This is a genomic window from Micromonospora sp. NPDC050397, assembly GCF_044901685.1.
In the GTDB taxonomy this organism is placed as follows: Bacteria; Actinomycetota; Actinomycetes; order Mycobacteriales; family Micromonosporaceae; genus Micromonospora_G.
Genome location: NZ_JBJDPS010000001.1, coordinates 474336 through 493792 on the forward strand (window position 1 = coordinate 474336; position 19457 = coordinate 493792).

General features: G+C 71.1%; 17 protein-coding genes. 6 read left to right on the top strand and 11 right to left on the bottom strand.

The window, feature by feature from the left end:
* Positions 1-98 precede the first annotated feature (98 nt).
* Positions 99-392, bottom strand: coding sequence for a WXG100 family type VII secretion target (locus ACI2K4_RS01840; protein WP_170208458.1), 294 nt, complete (start codon positions 390-392; stop codon positions 99-101).
* A gap of 252 nt (positions 393-644) precedes the next feature.
* On the opposite strand from ACI2K4_RS01840, the gene ACI2K4_RS01845 reads away from it, so the two are divergent.
* Together ACI2K4_RS01845 and ACI2K4_RS01850 are read left to right on the top strand one after the other, a co-directional pair.
* The gene (locus tag ACI2K4_RS01845) at positions 645-1343 is read left to right on the top strand and encodes a hypothetical protein (RefSeq protein WP_404507977.1); all 699 of its coding nucleotides are present in this window, start codon (positions 645-647) and stop codon (positions 1341-1343) included.
* A gap of 27 nt (positions 1344-1370) precedes the next feature.
* Positions 1371-1919, top strand: a complete 549-nt coding sequence (locus ACI2K4_RS01850) for a DUF4333 domain-containing protein (protein ID WP_404507978.1) — start codon at positions 1371-1373, stop codon at positions 1917-1919.
* Between the two features lie 88 nt (positions 1920-2007).
* Here the strand turns inward: ACI2K4_RS01850 and ACI2K4_RS01855 are convergent, their stop codons facing one another.
* Positions 2008-3048, bottom strand: a complete 1041-nt coding sequence (locus ACI2K4_RS01855; RefSeq protein WP_404507980.1) for a DUF1996 domain-containing protein — start codon at positions 3046-3048, stop codon at positions 2008-2010.
* A 270-nt stretch (positions 3049-3318) separates the two neighbouring features.
* Here ACI2K4_RS01855 and ACI2K4_RS01860 point away from each other — a divergent pair, with 270 nt between their 5' ends.
* Complete coding sequence (locus ACI2K4_RS01860; protein ID WP_404507981.1) at positions 3319-4425, top strand: alpha/beta hydrolase; 1107 nt, start codon at positions 3319-3321, stop codon at positions 4423-4425.
* Between the two features lie 55 nt (positions 4426-4480).
* Entirely contained in the window at positions 4481-6493 is a 2013-nt protein-coding gene (locus ACI2K4_RS01865; protein ID WP_404507982.1) for an FAD-dependent oxidoreductase, read from the top strand.
* A gap of 34 nt (positions 6494-6527) precedes the next feature.
* On the opposite strand, the gene ACI2K4_RS01870 is transcribed toward ACI2K4_RS01865, so the two are convergent.
* Positions 6528-7145: a TetR/AcrR family transcriptional regulator gene (locus ACI2K4_RS01870; RefSeq protein WP_404507983.1), complete on the bottom strand. Its 618-nt coding sequence runs from the start codon at positions 7143-7145 to the stop codon at positions 6528-6530.
* Positions 7146-7216: 71 nt separating this feature from the next.
* Positions 7217-7804 carry a TetR/AcrR family transcriptional regulator gene (locus ACI2K4_RS01875; RefSeq protein ID WP_404507984.1) on the bottom strand — a complete coding sequence of 196 codons (588 nt, stop codon included), beginning with the start codon at positions 7802-7804 and terminating at the stop codon, positions 7217-7219.
* 271 nt (positions 7805-8075) lie between these two features.
* Here ACI2K4_RS01875 and ACI2K4_RS01880 point away from each other — a divergent pair, with 271 nt between their 5' ends.
* The gene (locus tag ACI2K4_RS01880; protein ID WP_404507985.1) at positions 8076-9713 is read left to right on the top strand and encodes an MDR family MFS transporter; all 1638 of its coding nucleotides are present in this window, start codon (positions 8076-8078) and stop codon (positions 9711-9713) included.
* 73 nt (positions 9714-9786) lie between these two features.
* Here the strand turns inward: ACI2K4_RS01880 and ACI2K4_RS01885 are convergent, their stop codons facing one another.
* Complete coding sequence (locus ACI2K4_RS01885) at positions 9787-10629, bottom strand: alpha/beta fold hydrolase (RefSeq protein ID WP_404507987.1); 843 nt, start codon at positions 10627-10629, stop codon at positions 9787-9789.
* Positions 10630-10758: 129 nt separating this feature from the next.
* Positions 10759-11478 carry an SDR family oxidoreductase gene (locus tag ACI2K4_RS01890; protein ID WP_404507988.1) on the bottom strand — a complete coding sequence of 240 codons (720 nt, stop codon included), beginning with the start codon at positions 11476-11478 and terminating at the stop codon, positions 10759-10761.
* A 197-nt stretch (positions 11479-11675) separates the two neighbouring features.
* Between ACI2K4_RS01890 and ACI2K4_RS01895 the strand changes: the two genes are divergently transcribed.
* On the top strand, positions 11676-12605 hold the full coding sequence (locus tag ACI2K4_RS01895) for a LysR family transcriptional regulator (protein ID WP_404507989.1): 930 nt from the start codon (positions 11676-11678) through the stop codon (positions 12603-12605).
* A 31-nt stretch (positions 12606-12636) separates the two neighbouring features.
* On the opposite strand, the gene ACI2K4_RS01900 is transcribed toward ACI2K4_RS01895, so the two are convergent.
* The 5 genes from ACI2K4_RS01900 to ACI2K4_RS01920 form a co-directional block, all read right to left on the bottom strand.
* Positions 12637-13890: a DUF1501 domain-containing protein gene (locus tag ACI2K4_RS01900; protein ID WP_404507990.1), complete on the bottom strand. Its 1254-nt coding sequence runs from the start codon at positions 13888-13890 to the stop codon at positions 12637-12639.
* Between the two features lie 15 nt (positions 13891-13905).
* The gene (locus tag ACI2K4_RS01905; protein ID WP_404507991.1) at positions 13906-15270 is read right to left on the bottom strand and encodes a DUF1800 family protein; all 1365 of its coding nucleotides are present in this window, start codon (positions 15268-15270) and stop codon (positions 13906-13908) included.
* A gap of 52 nt (positions 15271-15322) precedes the next feature.
* Positions 15323-17461, bottom strand: a complete 2139-nt coding sequence (locus tag ACI2K4_RS01910; RefSeq protein ID WP_404507992.1) for an MMPL family transporter — start codon at positions 17459-17461, stop codon at positions 15323-15325.
* 207 nt (positions 17462-17668) lie between these two features.
* Entirely contained in the window at positions 17669-18757 is a 1089-nt protein-coding gene (locus ACI2K4_RS01915) for a Gfo/Idh/MocA family protein (protein ID WP_404507993.1), read from the bottom strand.
* A gap of 62 nt (positions 18758-18819) precedes the next feature.
* Complete coding sequence (locus ACI2K4_RS01920; RefSeq protein ID WP_404507994.1) at positions 18820-19260, bottom strand: carboxypeptidase-like regulatory domain-containing protein; 441 nt, start codon at positions 19258-19260, stop codon at positions 18820-18822.
* Between the last annotated feature and the right edge of the window lie 197 nt (positions 19261-19457).

A 19457-nucleotide genomic window follows, 5' to 3' on the forward strand; every position in this document is an offset into this window, starting at 1 on the left:
CTGATTGGTTGTGCCGGTTCGGAACGGGTCGGTCGGACCGGTGGGAAATGGTCAAGGCCGCGCGGTGACGGAGCACCGCGCGGCCTGGGGACGACATTTCAGCCGAGGCTGTTGCCGGTCTGGGTGTCGGTGTCCTCGAATGCCGTACCGACCTGCTGGAGATACTGACTGATGCCCTCCATGCCCTGCAGTGTCTGGTCCACACTTGACTTGTACTCGTCGAAGTACGGGCCGAACTTCGCCTGCGCCGCCGGGGTGTTGTAACCGCCCTGGATCAGCGTGTCGATCTTGCTCTTGGCCTGGTTCATGCCGTCCAGCAGGGTCTGCATGTTCTGCTGGAGCCAGCTCGCCGACTCCTGCATGTCCTCGGTCTGGATGTGGTAGGTCGCCATGACGATTCTCGCTTTCCTTTGTGCTGTGAGGTGTGCGCGATCGGGGGCTCGGTCGGTCCCGAGCTGACATCCCGCCGCGGTAACACCACCCACACGGATCCCCCTCGGAATCGGTTCAGCGGATTTCTGTGCGACCGGCGGATTCGACGAATTCCGCGCACCGGTGAACCGGATCGTGCCCCGCCCCGTGTGGATGCCGAACCGGGCCGCGACAGGACGGACCCGGACCCGAGAGGTACGAGTGGACCAGTCATGAAGCTGCACAGCAGGATCGCGTACGGCGCGATCGCCCTTGCCAGCCTGGCGGCCCTGGCCGCCTGCGGTGACTCGGAGGCGGCCGCCCCCGTGGCCGCCCCGCCGCCGGCCGCCGTGGCAACGACGGTTTCCGCCGCCCCGACCACCGAGGCGACCCCGGAGGTGATCGGAGACACGCTGCCCACCCCGACGAGCAGGCCGGTGGTGGCCAAGACCCAGCGGCGGGTGCAGATCTACAGCGGCCCCTCCGACGTGCCGCTCTCGCCGGCACCGGACACCGGTCAGGGCAGCAACATCGTCGTGCTCAACAGCACCGCCTCGGCCGAGATCGGCGCGTACGTCGCCGACGGCGAGGGCCGCACGCTCTACCGTTTCGACAAGGACACGGCCAAGCCGTCGAAGTCCAACTGCAACGGCGACTGCGCGAAGACCTGGCCGCCGCTGCTCGTCAAGTCGCCCGGTGCGATCTACCCGAGCGGGATCGACCCGCAGATCATCGGGTACGTCGAGCGCGCCGACGGCACCTGTCAGGTGACCATCAACGGCTGGCCGGTCTACTACTTCGGTAAGGACACCAAGCCCGGAGACATCCTCGGTCAGGGTGTCGGCGGCACCTGGTTCGCGATCAGCCCCTCCGGCGGCAAGACGAAGCCCGCCCCGGACGTCGTCTCGGCGCCCACCCCGGCCGGTTACTGAGCCGGCCGGCGATCCCGGGAGACGACGATGACCAGCCCGTACGGACCGTTCCACGACAACGACCCACAGCGGTGGGGCCAGCCACTCGGCAGCCCGCCGGCAGGTCCCGAAGACGGCCCACGCCCCGCACCACGATGGAGTGCGGCCTCCCCGCTGCACTGGGGTCCCGCCCCGGCACCCCAGTGGGGGCCCGCCTCGACCGAACAGTCCGGGCCGGGACAGCAGGACGGAGAACCGGGCCGACGACGACCGGCGACGGGTAGGCGGGCGAGGCTCGCGCTCACCGTCGGCGGGCCGGTCCTGGCGCTGGCCGCCCTGGTGGTCGTACTCGGCCTCACCTGGCCGGGCTTCCTGAACCAGAAGGTCTTCGACGGTCCCGCGTTACAGGTCGGGGTGGCCGACGTGTTGCGCAACAGCTACCAGGTCGACGTCACCGGGGTCAGTTGTCCAGCCGGCCAGCCGGTGCGGGCCGAGGCGAGATTCCCGTGCGCGGTGCTGGTGGGCGGCGAGCAGAAGACGGTCACCATCGTCGTCAGCTCCGACGACGGCCGGTTCGAGGTCGGTCGGCCACAGTGATCGGCGGGTCGCCGGTCACGTCCCCGGGCCGCTGCCGCCGACTTCTCGACCCGCTCGACGGTCCGGTCGTCGTACGGTCACCGGACCGTCACCCGACCGGAGTGGTCTTGTCGTCGCACGCCTCGCCGCTGTTGAGGCAACGCACCACCCGCGCCATCAGCGGCTCGGGCATCAGATTGACGAAGAAGGCGTGATCGGTGAGCGGGCTGTTGCGCTGCCCGTCGAACGCGTCGATCTGGTAGCGGGTGCCCGGGGCGATGTCGTACGCCGCGACCAGGCGCAGTCGCGGCACCGCGAACGTCGCCGCCGGGCAGCCGCCGCCCGCGCTCGGGAAGACCACGTGCTGCCGGTGGTCGGTGCTGTCCACCCGCCGTCCGTCCCAGCAGCTCGGGAAGTCGAACACCCGCAGCACCCGCTGGCCCGGCGCGCAGACCGGATACCGGGTGGTCCGCCGGTCCGGGGTGTCGGAACAGGTCCAGGTCGCCTGGGCCCGCGCCCCGCCGTTGGTGATCGCCACCGCGTCGCCCATGGTGGCGCGCAGCAGCGACGGCATCGCGACGACCGGGGTCCGGGGGTTGCCGTAGAAGGTGAGCATCAACGACACCGGCACCTGGATCTCACCGAAGTGTTCGGCTCCCGGGCTCGCGCTCGCGCCGTCCGGCCGCGTCCCGGCGCCGTCGTGCCCCGGGTGGGCCGTGGACAGCGTACGCAGCACCGGCCAGTAGTAGGTTGACTCGTCACCGTTGGCGCAGGTGGTCCCGCCGCCGGCCAGGGTGTCGACGGTGGAGCTGACGTCGGTGGAGAGGTTGCCGACGTAGTCGTGCACGTGGTGCGCCGGACCGGGCATGCCCGGCACCACGACCACGTTCGCGGTGTTCCGGTGGCCGTTCGAGTTCCGCCCGCAGTCCCAGGTGTAGGTGCCGGTCGCGGAGCCCGGGTCCGGTTCGGGATCGGCACTGCCGCTCGGCACCGTACGGATGTCGACGTAGTCGGGTCCGAGCAGCTCGGCGGTCGACGGGGCCGGCGAACCGGCGTCCGCCGCCACCCGGACACCGAAGGCCACCCCGGTCACGACCAGCGCCAGTGTCAGGGCGAGTGCGCCCCGGCGAACTGCCCCAGCTTTCCTCATGCCCCCTACCCTAGGTAGCGACGGCCGTCTTCTCCATTCGGCCGATCGCCGGCATTCCCCATCTGAGCTGGGGAGATAGGTCACGGTTCGAGAAGTCGGTGATCCGACTCTGCGTGAGAATGTGACGCTTTTCAACCGCCGTACGGCCCGGTGGCGGTCCGGACATGATCCCGACCACAGCCACGGGCGGGCACGAGACCTCCGAAACTACCGTTCCCGGTACGTACGGTCACGCGGGCGTACGTCAGCTCCGGTGACGGCAGGTGAACCATGGACCACCCCTCGAACGGCCTGGCGGCGATGCGCGACCTCGCGGCGTCGCCGGCCGGCGGTCTCCCACCCTGGCTCCTGGTCACGCTCGGGGTGCTCGTCGTGCTGGCCCTGCCGGTGCTCGTGGTCTACGCCTGGCCGCTGCGGCACGGGCGACTGCGGCACGCGCCGGTCGAGTCGCTCGACTACCACGCGGCCGTGGCCCGGGCCGAGCAGACCGTCGCCGCCGACCGGCACGATCCGCAGGTGCTGCCGGAGGCCGGCACGATGCTGCTCTCCCACGGCACCCGTACCGCCCGTGCCGTGCTGATGTTGCACGGTTACACCGTCTCACCGGCCCAGTTCGCCGGCCTGGCCCGGTTCTACTTCGACCACGGGTACAACGTCTACGTCCCCCGGGCACCCGGCCACGGACTGCGCGACCGGCGGGCCGAGGGGCGGCTCAACGCCGTCGAACTGGTCGGGTACGCGAACGAGTCGGTCACCGTCGCGGCGGGGCTGGGGGAGGAGGTCGGAGTTGTCGGCATCTCCGGCGGTGCCGTACTCGGCACCTGGCTGGCCCGGCACCGCTCCGACGTCGTACGCCGGCTGCTGGTGCTCGCCCCGTTCTACGGCGTGAACCCGGCCAAGGCACCGGCGTACCTGGTCAAGCCGCTGACCGTACTGTTCGGCTTCCGGGTCCTGCCGGACCGCCAGGTGAGCGGGACGGGCTTCTGGCTCTCCGCGCTCTCCCAGTACCTGCGCATCATGATCAACCTGCGGGCCCTGGCCGGCGGCGGCGACCTGCGCAACGTGGCGGTGGTCTTCGCGGCCGGCGACGACTCGATCGACCAGCGGGCGGCCGTGGAGATCCCGCGCCGGCTGGCCGAGGCGAACGACCTGCCGCTGCTCCTGCACCGGCTCGCCCCGGAACTCGGGCTGGGGCACGACATCGTCCGGCCGGACCGGGTCAACGAGCTGGCCGACGATCTGCACCGGCTCTACCTGGATCTCTACGAGGGCCGCGCCGCCTCGATGCCGCCCCGATCGACGACATCGACCGGCGGGGGCACCCAACGGATAGACGACCTTGACATCGTGCGGCGGGCGACGGAGAGTCGTGGGTGATTCGAGGGATGCGGCGGCGCGCTCCTGAGTCCACCGACCGGAGGAGCCGCCCGCCATGCCGTACCCGATCTCCCGCCGCACCCTGCTGCGTGTCGGCGGTGCGACCGTCGTGCTCGCCGGGGTCCCGGCCCTCGCCGCCCCCGCTCTTGCCGCCGCCGTGGTCCAGGCCGACCTGGTGGTCTATGGCGCCACCTCGGCCGGCATCGTCGCCGCGGTGCAGGCCCGGAGGATGGGACGGACCACCGTCGTGCTGGAGCCGGGTGCGCACCTCGGCGGGCTGACCACCGGCGGACTCGGCATGACCGACAGCGGCACCCAGGCCGCGATCAGGGGGATCGCCGGTGAGTTCTACCGCCGGGTGCACGCCAGGTACGCCGGCACGCCGGTGACGCCGACCTCGCCGGCCCGGTTCACCTTCGAGCCGCACGTGGCCCGCGCGGTCTTCGACGACATGTTGGACGAGGCGGGGGTGCCGGTCTACCACGGCGTACGGCTCACCGGCGTGACCATGGCCGGCAACCGGATCACCGAGGTCGTCGCCGACAACGGTCAGGTGTTCCGGGGCCCGATGTTCGTCGACGCGAGCTACGAGGGCGACCTGATGCACCGGGCCGGGGTCACCTGGACGGTCGGCCGGGAGAGCAACGCGACGTACGGCGAGACGATCAACGGGGTGCAGTCGCGCAACGGGCACCAGTTCAACTTCCCGGTCGACCCGTACGTCGTGCCGGGCAACCCGGCCTCTGGCCTGCTGCCCGGCATCAGCGCCGCCCCGGTCGCGCCGAACGGCACCGGGGACGGCCTGATCCAGGCGTACAACTACCGGATGTGCCTGACCCAGGCGGCCAACCGGATCCCGTTCCCCCGCCCGGCCGGCTACGACGCGGCCGACTACGAACTGCTGCTGCGGTACGTCCAGGCGGGCTGGTCCGGGCCGTTCTTCACCACCCACGGCGTCGGCAACGGCAAGACCGACTCCAACAACAACGGCGCGACCTCCACCGACTTCATCGGCGCGAACTACGCCTACCCCACCGCGAGCCACGCCACCCGGGACAGCATCGCCGCCGAGCACACCCGCTACCAGCAGGGGCTGATGTGGTTCCTGGCCAACGACCCCCGGCTGCCGGCGTCGATCCGGTCCCAGAACGCGTCCTGGGGCCTGGCCGCCGACGAGTTCACCGGCACCGGCGGCTGGCCACCGCAGCTCTACGTGCGCGAGGCCCGGCGGATGGTCTCCGCGTACGTGATGACCGAGCGGAACTGCCGTGGCCAGGAGACGGTGACCGACCCGGTCGGCCTGGCCAGTTACACCATGGACTCGCACAACTGTCAACGGGTCGTGGTGGCCGGGCGGGTCCGCAACGAGGGTGACGTGCAGATCGGGGTGCCGGCGCCGTACTCGATCAGCTACCGGTCGATCGTGCCGACCCGTACCGAGTGCGCCAACCTGGCCGTACCGGTCTGCCTGGCGGCGAGCCACATCGCGTACGGGTCGATCCGGATGGAACCGGTCTTCATGATCCTCGGCCAGTCGGCGGCGACGGCGGCGGTGCTGGCCCTCGGCACCGGTACGGCACTCCAGGACGTCGACTACCCGCAACTGCGGACCCGGCTGCTCGCCGACGGTCAACTGCTGGTGTGGCCGCCGCCCGCCAGCGGTGAGGTGATCCTCGACAGCCGGGCCGGCAGCGGCGTTACCCGGGCCGGCACCTGGCTGGGCAGCACCGCGATCGGCGGCTACCACGGAGCCGACTACGAGCACGACGACAACACCGCCAAGGGCGTGAACCGGATGCGCTTCACCCCGGTCCTGCCGACCACCGGCAGCTACACCGTCTACCTGCGCTGGACCGCGCACGAGAACCGGGCCAGCAACGTACCGGTGGAGATCGTGCACAGCGGCGGCATCGCCACCCGTACCGTCGACCAGCGGACCTCCGGTGGCCAGTGGGTCCCGCTCGGCACCTACCCGTTCACCGCCGGTACGGCCGGCAGCGTGCTGATCCGTACCGAGAACACCAACGGCTACGTGGTCGCCGACGCCGCCCGCTTCCTCCCCACCTGACGCGCAAGGAAGGGCCCCTTGTTAACGCATAGCGTTAACAAGGGGCCCTTCCTTGCGCGCAACCGCCGCCGGAGTCGTCGTCGGAGATGAGCTGAAGGGCGACCTCCAGGGTGGCCTCGCGGCGTTCCTGCTCGCTGGCGTCGCACCCGCGCGGCAGCAACCAGCCCGCGTGCACCGCGAAGAGGGCCATCGCCCGCCGGAACTGCCGGGTGAGCGGTTCGCCCGGCTCGGCCAGCAGGTCGAAGACCCGGGTTAGCTGCTCCCGCATCCGCTGGCCCGCCGGCAGGGTGTCGACGATCGTCTGGTTGCGCTGGAAGAACCGCATGATGTCCGCGTGCCGGTCGGCGTCGAGCAGTCCGGTCGCGTACCGCCGGACGAACTCGCGACGCATCAGCTCCCGGTCGGGCTGCCGCCGCGCCCAGCCGATCAGCTCCTCGACCACGGCGATCCGCTCCTCGACCAGGCTGCTGACGATGTCCTCCTTGGTCGGGAAGTGGTAGTAGAGCGCGGCCTTGGTCACCCCGAGTTCCTCGGCGACCTCCCGCAGCGAGGTCTTGTCGTAACCCTTCTCGATGAACAGGGCGAGCGCGGTCCGCTGGATCTGGGCCCGTGCCTGCCCGGCCGCCCCGGCGCCCAGCGAACCGGTACGCACCCACCTGCGCCCACCTGCACCCTGGCCGCCCGGCGTCGTGTCACGCCCACCCGTGGCCTGGCCGCCCGGGTTCACAGATCGCCCCTGGCGTAGCCGAGCCCCTCGTGGACCAGCTCCACCAGCGGCCGGTCCGGATGGTCGATCCAGTGTTGGATGGCCGCGCGCAGCGCGTTGAGGAACGCGGCGGCGAGCACCCGCGACCGCAGCGGGGTGTCCGGTGCGGCGGGCAGCCGCCGGCTGATCTCGGCGGTCAGCTCGCGCTCGGCGGCGCCGTACGTCCCGACGAGCTGGGCGGCGAGGCTCGGGTGCCCACGGATCAGGCGACGCTGGGCCAGCCAGAGCGGGTCCAGATCGTCGCCGTCGCCGACCAGCTCCTCGGCCGCCGCCCGCAGGGCGGTCCACGGGGCTTCGTCGTTCGGCCGGGCCCGCACCAGCTCGAGCAGGCGACGGATCCGGACCAGGTCGGCGTGGAAGAAGACCTCCTCCTTGCTGGAGAAGTAGTTGGAGAACGTACGTCGGGACACGTCGGCGGCGTCCGCGATCGCCTCGACGGTGACCCGTTCCAGCCCCTGTTCGACGGCGAGCCGGAGCGCGGCCTCGTGCAGCGCCTGGCGCGTCGCGGCCTTCTTGCGTTCCCGGCGTCCCGCCGTCGTGTCCATCAGAGGGAGGTTACGCCCCGGTGACTTGTTTCTCAACGAGCAAACTTGCACATCGGGCAAGTATCCACCAAGCTTGTCCTGGCGGCGCTGTCGGCGCCGGGCCGCACAGCTCGACACGTAGGTGCCGGCTGCACAGCTCGGCCGGTGCCCGCCGGATGGACAGCTCGGCGCGTGCACGCCGGCTGCACAGCTCGGCGAGTACCCGCCGGGTGGGCAGTTCGACGCGCAGACGCCGCCCGACCCGCTCCGAACAACCGCTGGAGACGCCCGGATGAGCGCACCCGTTACCACCGCCCCCACCGTGGCCGGCGCCGAGCCGATGAACCACCGCCAGACGCTGGAGGCACTCAGCGGTCTGCTGCTGGTGCTCTTCGTCGCGATGCTCAGCAGCACCGTCGTGTCGACCGCCCTGCCGCAGATCATCGGCGCGCTCGACGGTTCCCAGAACCAGTACACCTGGGTGGTCACCGCGACCCTGCTCACCGCGACCGCGACCACCCCGATCTGGGGCAAGCTCGCCGACCTGTTCAACAAGAAGACGCTCGTCCAGGTCGCCATCGTGATCTTCGTGCTGGGCTCGATCATCAGCGGCCTGGCCCAGAGCGCCGGCCAGCTCATCGCCGCCCGGGCCTTCCAGGGCATCGGGGTCGGCGGCCTCCAGGCCCTGGTCCAGGTCGTGATCGCCGCCATGATCCCGCCCCGTGAGCGGGGCCGCTACAACGGTTACCTCGGCGGCGTCATGGCGCTCGCCACGGTCGGCGGGCCACTGCTCGGCGGCGTCATCGTCGACACGTCCTGGCTGGGCTGGCGGTGGTGCTTCTTCGTCGGCGTACCGGTCGCGGTGATCGCGCTGCTGGTGCTCCAGGCCACCCTGCACCTGACCACGGTGCGGCGGGAGGACGTGAAGATCGACTATCTGGGTGCGGCCCTGATCGCCGCCGGGGTCAGCCTGCTGCTGATCTGGATCTCGTTCGTGGACGGATCGTTCGCCTGGATCTCCTGGCAGAGCGCCGCCATGGTCGGCGGCTCGCTGCTCCTGCTCGCGCTCGCCGTCCTGGTCGAGACCCGCGCCGCCGAACCGGTCGTGCCACTGCGGATCGTACGGGAACACACCACCGCGCTGGCCATCGTCGCCAGCCTCGCGGTCGGCATGGCGATGTTCGGCGGGGCCGTCTTCCTCGGCCAGTACTTCCAGATCGGTCGCGGCTACAGCCCGACCGAGGCCGGACTGCTCACCATCCCGATGATGGTCGGCGTGCTCGGCGCCTCGATCGTCGCCGGCCGCCTCATCACCAGGAGTGGGCGGGTCAAGCCGTACATCATCGTCGGTTCGGTCGTGCTGGTGGTCGGCTTCCTGATGCTCGGCACCATCGACCACCGAACCTCGCTGATCTTTGTCGGCGCCGCGATGCTGCTCGTCGGTGTGGGTGTCGGCATGACCATGCAGAACCTCGTGCTGGCGGTCCAGAACACGGTGGCCCTGCGTGACATCGGCGCGGCGAGCTCGTCGGTCGCGTTCTTCCGCTCCCTCGGCGGCACGATCGGGGTCAGCGTGCTCGGCGCGGTGCTGGCCCGGCGGGTGACCGAGCAGATCACCCACGACCTGGCCGCCGCCGGGGTGCCGGCGTCCGCCTCGGGCAGCGCCGGTGGCAGCCTCAACCTCAACGGTCTGCCCGAGGCCGTCGAGCACATCGTGCGCAACGCGTACGGCGACGCCACCGGGCACATCTTCCTCATCTCCGCCGCCATCGGGGTGGTCGGCGTGATCGCCGCCGTGCTGCTGCGGCCGATCACGCTCCGGACCAGTCTCGACCTGCCGGCCACGACCCCGGCGACCGCCGCGACGGCGCCGGCCACCGCCGACGGCCCGGCCGGCGGGCGCGGCGGGCGCCCGAATCCCCGAACCTGACCCGGGTACGCCGGGAGCGCGGTACCACCCGTTCGGTGGGTGGTGCCGGCGCGCTCGGGTGACCGTCGGCGGCTCAGGCCCGGGTCAGGAAACGGTTGACCTCGCCGGCGAACTCCTGCGGGTACTGGAACAGGAACCCGTGGTTCGCGTCCGGGTAGATGACCAGTTCGGCGTCGGGCAGGTGGCCGGCGAGCAGGTACGAGTTCGGCGTCGGCACCATGACGTCGTGGTCGCCGTTCGCCACCAGGGTCGGTTGCCCGATCGCCGACAGGCGGGAGAACCTGCCGCTGTCCGGGATGCCCCAGTCGGCGATCGCCGCGAGCTGGGCGTCCCGTACGGCGAGCGTGGCGGGCGTGTCGCGGTCCTGCTGCCGGCTGAAGATCCGGCCGATGTACTCCATCCCCTTGGCCCGGCTCTGCTCCGACGGGGAGAAGAAGAGGTAGAGCAGGTCCTCCGCGTCCTGCTGCTCCTTGTGGGCGTGCACGCGGGTCTCGCCGGACCAGGCGTGGAAGCCACGCCCTCCCTGCGGACCGGTGCCGGCCAGGACGAGCCGGCGGACCAGGTACGGGCGCTGGAGCGTCACCTCCTGCGCCACGAAGCCGCCGAGCGAGAAACCGAGCAGGTCGACCATGGTCAGCCCGAGCGCGTCGACGAAGGCGAGGGTGTCGCGGGCGTACTCGCGTACCGTCTCGGGGGTTTGCCCGGTCGAACCGCCCACCCCGCTGGCGTCGAAGAGGATCACCTCACGCTCGGCCGCGATGGCGTCGACCAGTGCCGGGTCCCAGATGTCGATGTTGCCCCGGAAGCACTGGAGGAAGAGCACCGGCGTGCCACCGACCTTGCCGAAGTTGCGGTACGTGTACGTGCTGCCGTTCGGCGCGTCGACGGTCTGGTTCGGGGCGGTGAGCAGCGACATGATCCTCTGTTCCTTGTCCTCGTGCCCGCTGCCGACGGGCGGGACGCACGCCGGGAGGCGGCCCTGCTGACCGGCTCAGATTATCGGCTGAATCGGTTGGTAACTCACAAAACTCACCACGGCGGCGGCTCAGGCGATCAGGGTGCCGCCGTCGACGGTCACCACGGTTCCGGTGACGTAGCTCGCCCGGAGCAGGAAGACAAACGCCTCGGCGACCTCCTCGGGTGTGCCCACCCGGCCGAGCGGCAGCGTGGTCTCGAGGTGGCCGTACATCTGCTCGCGCGCCTCGTCGGGCAGTGAGTCCCAGAGCGGCGAGCGGATCACACCGGCGGAGACGGCGTTGACCCGTACCGGGGCCAGCTCGACCGCGAGGGCGCGGACCAGGGCGTCGATGGCGCCGGTGATGCTCGACGCCACCGACCAGCCCGGACTCGGCCGGTCCTTGGCGGTGCCGGTGATCAGGGTGATCGAGCCGCCCGGCCGCAGGAAGGGGATGGCGGCGTTGATCGTCGACAGGGCGGCGAAGTAACGCAGCTCGAACGCGGTGCGGGCGGCGTCGAGGTCGAGCGTGTCGAGTGACATCAGCGCGAGCGGCTCGCCAGCGGTGTAGACCAGGTGGTCGAACGGGCCGAGATCCGCGAACAGCCGGGCCACGTCGGCGGGTTCGGTGAGGTTCGCGGCGTAGCCGGCGCTGCCGTCGGGCAGGGTCGCCAGGGCCCGGTCCACGCTGCTCTGGCTGCTGGAGGCGACCGCGACCCGGGCACCCTCGCGGGCGACCATGGTGGCGGTGGCCAGCCCGATTCCCGACGTTCCCCCGAGTACGACAACGCGCTGGTCGGTGAGGGTCATGATCTTGTTCCTTCCGGTCGTGCGGTACGTGTCGCGGTGACGGTCTCCACCCTGCGCCGACCGCCCGTCGACCGTCCAAGACCTGTTCGGGCCGCTGTAATGCCCACTGGGTATCAGCTCACTCATACCTGTCGGGTATCACCCGCCGGGTACCATCCGAACGGGAAGCGGACCGACCAGCGGAGCGGAGCCGACCAGTGGACCTCGATCTTCGTAAGCTCCGCTACTTCGTCGCGGTGGCCGAGGAGCTGCACTTCGGCCGTGCCGCGCAACGGCTGCACATCGCCCAGCCGGTCCTCTCCCGGCAGATCCGGGCGTTCGAGCACGAGCTCCGGGTCCAGCTCTTCGCCCGCGACCGGAGGACCACCACACTGACCGAGGCCGGCAGGCAACTGCTGGTCGACGCCCGCCCACTGCTCGCCGCCGCCGAGGCGGCGGGTCGGCGGGCGCGCCGCGCCGCCCACGGCCGCCCGACCTTCACCATCGGCTTCATGCCGGGCCTCATCGTCACCGCCGAGGCCAGGGCGATCGCCCAGCGCCATCCCGACCTGGCCGTCGAGGTCCTGCGCACCTCGTGGCAGGACCAGGTCGAGGTGGTGCACGAGGGGCGGGCCGACGTCAGTTACGTACGGCTCCCGGTCGACCGGCGTGGCCTGCGCCTGCGCCCGCTGCACAGCGAGCCCCGCGTGGTGGTCCTCCCCGTCGACCACCGACTCGCCGGCAAGGAGTCGGTCGCCCTCGCCGAGCTGGTCGAGGAGCGTCTGCTCCAGCACCCCGACGCGGTCCCGGAGTGGCGTGACCTGCTCGCCGTGCGGCCAGCCACCGGCGACGGCGTGCCCGACCGGCCGGTCGACCCGGACCCGTGGCCCCGACCCGGCCTCGGCTCGGTGGAGGAGAAGCTGGAGCACGTCGCGGCCTACCGGGGGGTGGCCGTCCTGCCGCTGTCGACCGCCACCTTCTACACCCGACCCGACGTCACCCACGTCCCGGTCGACGGCCTCCCACCCAACCAGGTCTGCCTGGCCTGGGCCGACGGCAACACCTCGCCGCTGGTGGAGGAGTTCGCCGAGATCGCCGCCGCACGGCACACCTGGACGCCCGAGCCACCACCGACCGGCTCCGCCTGACCGGACCGGCGGCTCGACTCAGTGGCTCGACTCAGACCGGGGCGAACAGTTCGTCGCGTCGACCGGACCAGCCGCCGAGCACCCGCCCCGGGTCGCCGTCGAGCACCCGTTCGAGCAGCGTCGCGTAGACGTCCCGGAAGTCCACGGTGAACCGCAGGTCACCGTCGTCCAGGTCGGTCAGGCTGGGCTGTTCCCCGTACAGGCCACCGTGCACGCCCGCGCCGAGCAGGAAGACGTTCGAGGCGGTGCCGTGGTCGGTGCCGTCGGAGGCGTTGGCGCGTACCCGCCGGCCGAACTCCGAGTAGACCGCGACCACCACCTTGCGGCCCGCCTCGGTACGCGACATCCGCTCGGCAAACCCGGTCAGCGCCCGGTCCACCTGTTCGAGCAGGACCGCCTGCAACTGCTTCTCGTCCGCGTGGCTGTCGAACCCGCCCAGCGAGACGGAGAAGACCCGCGTCGACACGCCTGCCTCCACACACTGCGCCACCAGGTCGAGCTGGGCCTGCAACGACGTACGCGCACCGCCGGTCGCGGTCGCCGCCGGCCGCTCCGGATCCGGGTCGGCGTCGTCGGGCTCCTCGGCCGCGTCCCGTACCTCCGTGATCATCTGGTTGACCGAGCGGAGGTCGGCGAAGCAGGCCGCCGCCCGTGCCCGTGCCGGGGAGTCGTCCGGGCTGCCGGCGGCCAGTGCCGCCAGCGTCTGGTCCGGCAACCCGCCACGCATCGCCCGCCCGGCGACCGGCACCGAGGCACCGGCGCTGCGCTCACCGGCGAGCAGCGGCGGCACGGCCGACTCGAAGGAGACCGCCAGCCGTGGGTCGCCGCCGACGCCGTCCAGCCACCGGCCGATCCACCCGGTCACCCCGGGGCGCTCCGGGTCGGCGGTCTGCCAGATGTCCATCGAACGGAAGTGGCTCCGGTCCGGCTTCGGGTAGCCGACACCGCGTACGACCGCCAGCTTGCCCTGTCCGAAGAGCCGGTGCAGACCCCCCATCGCCGGGTTGAGCCCGAAGGCGTCGTCGAGCCGCTTCACCTCCTCGGCGGTGTACGCGATCCCGGGCCGCGCGTCGTGGTACGCCGGGTCGGCGTACGGCACAACGGTGTTCAGACCGTCGTTGCCCCCGTAGAGCGTGACCAGGACCAGCGTCCGGCTCGCCGGATCCCGCTCGCCCGCCGTCTCGAACAGGTCGGACAGCGCGTACGTGGTGGCGCCGGCGGCCAGTGCTCCGGCACCGACAACTCCGCTGGCGATCAGGAACCTACGTCGGGTCAGGGTGTCCACGTGTGTCGCCTCCGGTCAGCAGACGGTGTATTCGGGGCTCACCAGCGCGGCCGCGACGAGCCGTTCCGGTTTCGCGGCCAGCGGTGTGAGCGCGGCCCGGGTACGTTCGCTCCAGCCGTCGACCACGAGCAGTCGGGCCAGCGCGTCGAGTCGACCCGCCTCCGGCGCGGCGGCGAGCCGCTGGCCCACCGTCGGCCCGGCCGCCGTCGCGAGCAGGTCGGCCAGCCGCATCCGCGCCTGTAGCGCGGAGGTGGTCAGCCAGGCACTGCCGGCGGGCCAGCCGCCGACGCTCGGCGGGCGCAGCGGCACCTGGTCCATGCCGGACAGCCCCGACTGCACCTGCCTACGCTCCTGCTCGGAGAGGGCCGACGGCCGGACGCCGAGCTGGCGCATCGCGCCGACCACCCATTCCACCGGCTGTTTGACCAGGTGACCACGGGTCCCGGCGAAGGCGGGGTCGGTGAAGACCTCCCGCAGCGTCGCGGTGATGTCGGCCGGTCCGGCGCCCGGTCCGGCGCCCGGTCCGGCGCCCGGCCCGGGGCTGGCCGCCGACGCGGTGCCGTCACCGGGCGCGGTCCCGTCACCGGGCGCGGTGCCGGCGAACCGGAACCAGAGCCGGCTTCGGACGAACTGGGTGGCGCGTGGTTGGGCGGCGAGCAGCCGGGCGTACGACTGGGCGTCGAAGTTCTCGGTCCGACCGAGGATCGTCTTCGGGTCGGGGTCGTGCCGCTTGGCGGCGAAACCGGCCGCACCGGTGGCCCGGTCGACCGTCCAGCCGGTCAACGCCCTCGCACCGGCCTTGACGTCGGGCTCGGAGTAGTGCCCGATGCCGAGGGTGAACAGTTCCATCAGCTCGCGGGCCAGGTTCTCGTTCGGCGCCTTGCGGGTGTTCTTCTCGCCGTCCAGCCAGAGGATCATCGCGGGGTCGCGCACCATCGCGGTCACCAGGGCGTCGAACCCGCCGCGACCGTACCGGCGCAGGGTGTCCAACTGGGTGAGCATGAGCTGGGCGGACTTGACCTTCTGCACGCTGGTGGCCCAGTGACCGTGCCAGAAGAAGATCAGCTTCTCGGTGAGCTGGTGCTCGGCGGCGACCATCCGGTCCAGCCACCACTGCTGGACCTGCCGGACCTGCTCCGTACGCTGCTTGTTCGCCTGCTGGCGCTGTTGCCGGTCGACCGGCTTGGCGAGCGCCGCGTAGGGGTCGGGGCCGAGCTTCGGCACCGGTGTGCCGGCGGCACCGGGGTCGGAGCCGACCGGGGCGAGCAGGCGGTCCAGGGTGGCGTCGAGACCGGCGCGTACGGCGGCGTCGACCTCGTCGGCGGTCGGGCCGAACGTCGCACGGCGTAGCAGGTGGGCGATCACGTCCGCGGAGGCCATCTCCGGACCATACGCCGATCAGGTATGGATCGCACAAATGCTACGTACCGGCTCAGGCCCGGTGCCGCCCCTGTGGTTGGTCGCGAATCTGTCCACTCTCGACATCGGTGTGACCGGGCCACCAGGCGGTATGTCCGAGCAACGCGGTGATGGCCGGGGTGAGAAAAAGCGACATGACGAAGGCGACGATCGCGATCCCGGCCGAGATGGCGAAGCCCATCTGGGTGAGCGTGCTGTTACCGGCCAGCATCAGCGAGGCGAACGTACCGGCGAGAATCAGACCGGCGGCGGCGATGGTGGGTCCGGCGTGGCGGATGGCCATGGCGGCGGCGTCGCGGGGGTCGCGTCCCTCGCGGGCCTCCTCCCGGAGCCGGGCCACCATGAGGATGTTGTAGTCGGTGCCGAGCGCCACCACGAAGAGATACATGATCACCGGCAGGATGAAGATCAGACCGGGCTCGCCGAGCCCGTGCTGGAAGATCAGCACGGTGGCGCCGAGGGTGGCGGCGAAGCCGAGCCCGACCGAGAGCATCAGGTACCAGGGCGCCACCACACTTCGTAGCAGCAGTCCGAGAATGATCATGATGAGCACGGCCGCGACCGGGAACACCACCGCGTAGTCCCGGTTCACCGCTGCCTGGATGTCGACGAAGACCGCGGTGATGCCGCCGACGAACGCGGTGGTGCCGTCCGGCGCGGCCGAGTGCGCGGTGTCGCGCAGCGGACCCTTGACCGTACGCAGCGCGGCGGCGGACTGCGGCGCGTTCGCCAGGGTCACCTGGAAGTCCGCGACGGTCCGGTCCGGGGAGAGGGTCGGTTGTCCCACCTGCCCGACGCCGCGCACCCCGACCAGCCGCTCCCGGTACGCGCTGAGCTGGTCGGCCGGCAGCGGTTGGCCGCGATCGGAGCGCAGGAAGACGTTGGACGGCTCGGTCGCACCCGCCGGCAGCCCCTTGAGCAACTCCTTGCTCCAGACGTTCGACTCCGACTCGGTCGACGTCGACCCGCTGCTCAGGTCGAAGTTGGGATGGAAACCGAAGGAGAAGACGGCGAGTACGACCAGCGCCACGCCCGACACGGTGGCGTACACCGCCGGGCGGCGACCCAACGACCTGCCGATCGCGGCGAAGCGGGCGCCGCGCGGCTCGTGCCGCCAGGCGTTCGACGGCCAGAAGACCTTCGTCCCGAGCAGGGACACGATCGCCGGGATCAGGGTGAGTCCGGCGACCAGCGTGGTGGCGACCGCGATGGCCAGCGCCGGTCCGAGCGAGCGGAACAGCCCGAGCGAGGAGAGGGTCAGGGCGAGGAAGGCGATGATGACCGCGCCGGCCGCCGAGGCGATCGCCTCCCCGGCCCGGGCGACCGCGCTCACCATCGAGGTCTTCGGGTCCTCGCCGAGCCGCAGCCGTTCCCGGAAGCGGAACATCAGGAACAGGATGTAGTCGGTACCGACCCCGAAGAGCACCACGATCAGCATCGCGCTCACCGAGCTGTCGGTCTTCAGGTCGAACGCCTGGTTGGCCCAGGCGATCAGCCCGGTGGCGATCTGGGACACCAGACCGATGGCGATCACCGGCATGATCGCGATGATCGGGCTGCGGAAAATGATCAGGAGCAGGATCAGGATCAGGGCGATCGTGGTGATCCCGATGATCGCGTTCGCCCGGTTGCCGGAATCCTGGGCGTCGAGGTTCTGTGCCGCCGTACCGGTCACACCGGCCTTGAGGTCGGAGCCGGCGAGCTGGTCCGGCAGCGCGCCGCGCAGTCGCTTGACCGCGTCCGGCTGCGCCTGGTCCGCCGGGCCACGCTGGGGTGTCATCTCGACCGCGATGATCTGGATCAGCCGGTTCGGCGACGGTGGCGTCGGCGTCAGGGTGATGACGGCGGGAATCCGCTGCCCGGCCAACGCCTGGGCGATCGAGGTCACCTTCGCCGCGTCGGCGTCGGTCAGCGCCCCGCCGTCCTTCCGCTCGAAGACGATGATCGCCGCCGGGGTGGCGGCCCGGGGAAACGCCTGCTGCTGGATCTGCGCGGCGCGGATCGACTCGTAGTGTGAGGGCAGGAAGGACGCCTCGTCGGTGGTGGCGGTCAGGGTCGGGGCGAAGCCGATCACACCCACCGCCGCGGCCACCCAGGCCAGGATCACCCAGACGGGGTGGCGGACCACGAACCGTCCCACAGCAGCGAACACCGGCGGCACCTCTTCGTGATCGACGGATCGCACTCCGTGATCAACCTAAAGGCTCGCCCCACCCCACGTAGAACAAATCCCCCACATCTCCCCAAAACGAGTTCCCCGCGTAAGGAAGGGCCCCTTCCTATCGTTTTTTGTATAGGAAGGGGCCCTTCCTAACCTCCGAGGGCGGGGCGGGGCGGGGCGGGCGCGGGGCGGGCGGGGTCAGGCGGCGGCCCAGGGTTCGCGGGTGGTAGCCACGGGCTGGCCGGTACGGGCCGACTCCTCGATCGCGACGCTGATCAGATGGTCCTGGCACGCCTCCGCCAGCGGGTACGGCGCCGGACCCTCCCCGCGCGCCCACGCGCCGGTACGCGCCACGATGTCGGCCACCGCGATATCGTCGTCGGAGAGCCCGGTGCCGGCGAACGGGTTGCGGTAGACCACCCGGCCGTCGAAGCTGATGTGCTTCAGGTCCAGCCCCTCCAGGTTCAGGTCGATCCCGGTCTGCCGCCGGACCAGCGACGACTCGACCGGGGTGGTCGGGTCGACCAGCCGGACCACCGAGTCGTCGACCAACTCGCCGAGCGAACCGCGTACGGTCAGCCGGCGGGCCCGCAACGGGTTCCACCACTGGTTGTCGGTGAAGTCGTACAGTCCCATCCGGCCGCCGAAGTCGATCGTGGCGAGCGTGGTGGCGAGTTGCTGCGGCGTACCGTCACCGCTCCAACCGGCGGGGGAGAGCGGGTTGGCCAACGGGGCGACAAATGCCTGTGCGCGTACCTCGGCGGGGTCGAAACCGACACCGAGCAGCCCACGGATCAGCGAGACCGCGTGGTAGAGATGGGTCGAGGAGATCTGCACCGAGGTCGGCTCGCCGATCAAGCCGGCGCGGACCAGGTCGAGCCGGGCGGCGTGCCCCGGCATCAGCAGATACTGCTCGGCGACCTGCACCAGGCCGCTGGCGCCCACCTCGGACCAGAGCGACCGCAGCCCGTCCACGTCCGGCGCCGGCGGCGTCTCGGCCAGCACCCGTACCCCCTGGCCGACCAGCTCACGGGTCGCCTCGGGGGTCACCGCCCAGGGCACCGAGACGATGACAAAATCGGGACGTCCGTGGGCCAACAGCTCTTCCGTCGTACGGAAGGTCGGCACGCCCCACTCGGCCCGCACCTCCTCGCCCCGGCTCGCCGTCCGGGTGACCACCCCGGTCACCTCGAACCACTGCGGCAGCAGTCGGGCCAGCCGCAGGAAGAACAGCGATCGCCAGCCGCTGCCGACGATGCCGAAACGGGTTACCGCCGCCGATGCCATCCGGACTCCTCACGTTCGGGGACGCGCGAGGAGACTATCCAGCCGACGCTGGCCTTGGGCGGTCAGGCGAGGGTGAAGTTGACCGTCGCGGTCTGCCCGGCCGTCACCGTGGCCGGTTGAGGTGCGGCCCGACCGGTGATCGAGGTGCCCCCGGTACGGATGTGGAACTCGTACCGCCCCGGCTCAAGCTGCCACTGGAAGACGCCCTTGGCATCGGTGGTGACGGTCAGTTGCGGGACGGGTTTGGCCGGATCGTCCGTCGACTTCACCTCGATCCCCACCCCCGGCACCGGCGCGCCGTCGGGGTGGGTCACCTTACCCGTGACCAGGCCCCGGTTGGGTGCCTGGCTGGGGTCGGCCGGCGGGTGGGTCGCGGAGACCGGCGCGTCGCCACCCGGCCCGCCGGGCAGGCCGGGCGAGGTGGACGAGGGCTGGCTGCAAGCCGAGAAGACGGCAAGGACAAAGAGCGCCGAAACAAGTACGCGAGCACGAAATGTCCGCATTACCGGCCTCCCGTGGCGATCCAGGTGATCCTTCGAACGTGTCCGGTTCCGTCTTCAGTACCGACAGTAAGGCAATGGGCGCGGCCCGATGCGGGAACGGGAGGGTCGAGGACCGCTCGTGCGGAAGGTCTGCCGCCGCTGCCCGCGCAGTTCCTCGACGTACGTTCGTCTCGGTGTCAGCGAGCGACGCTTGTAAT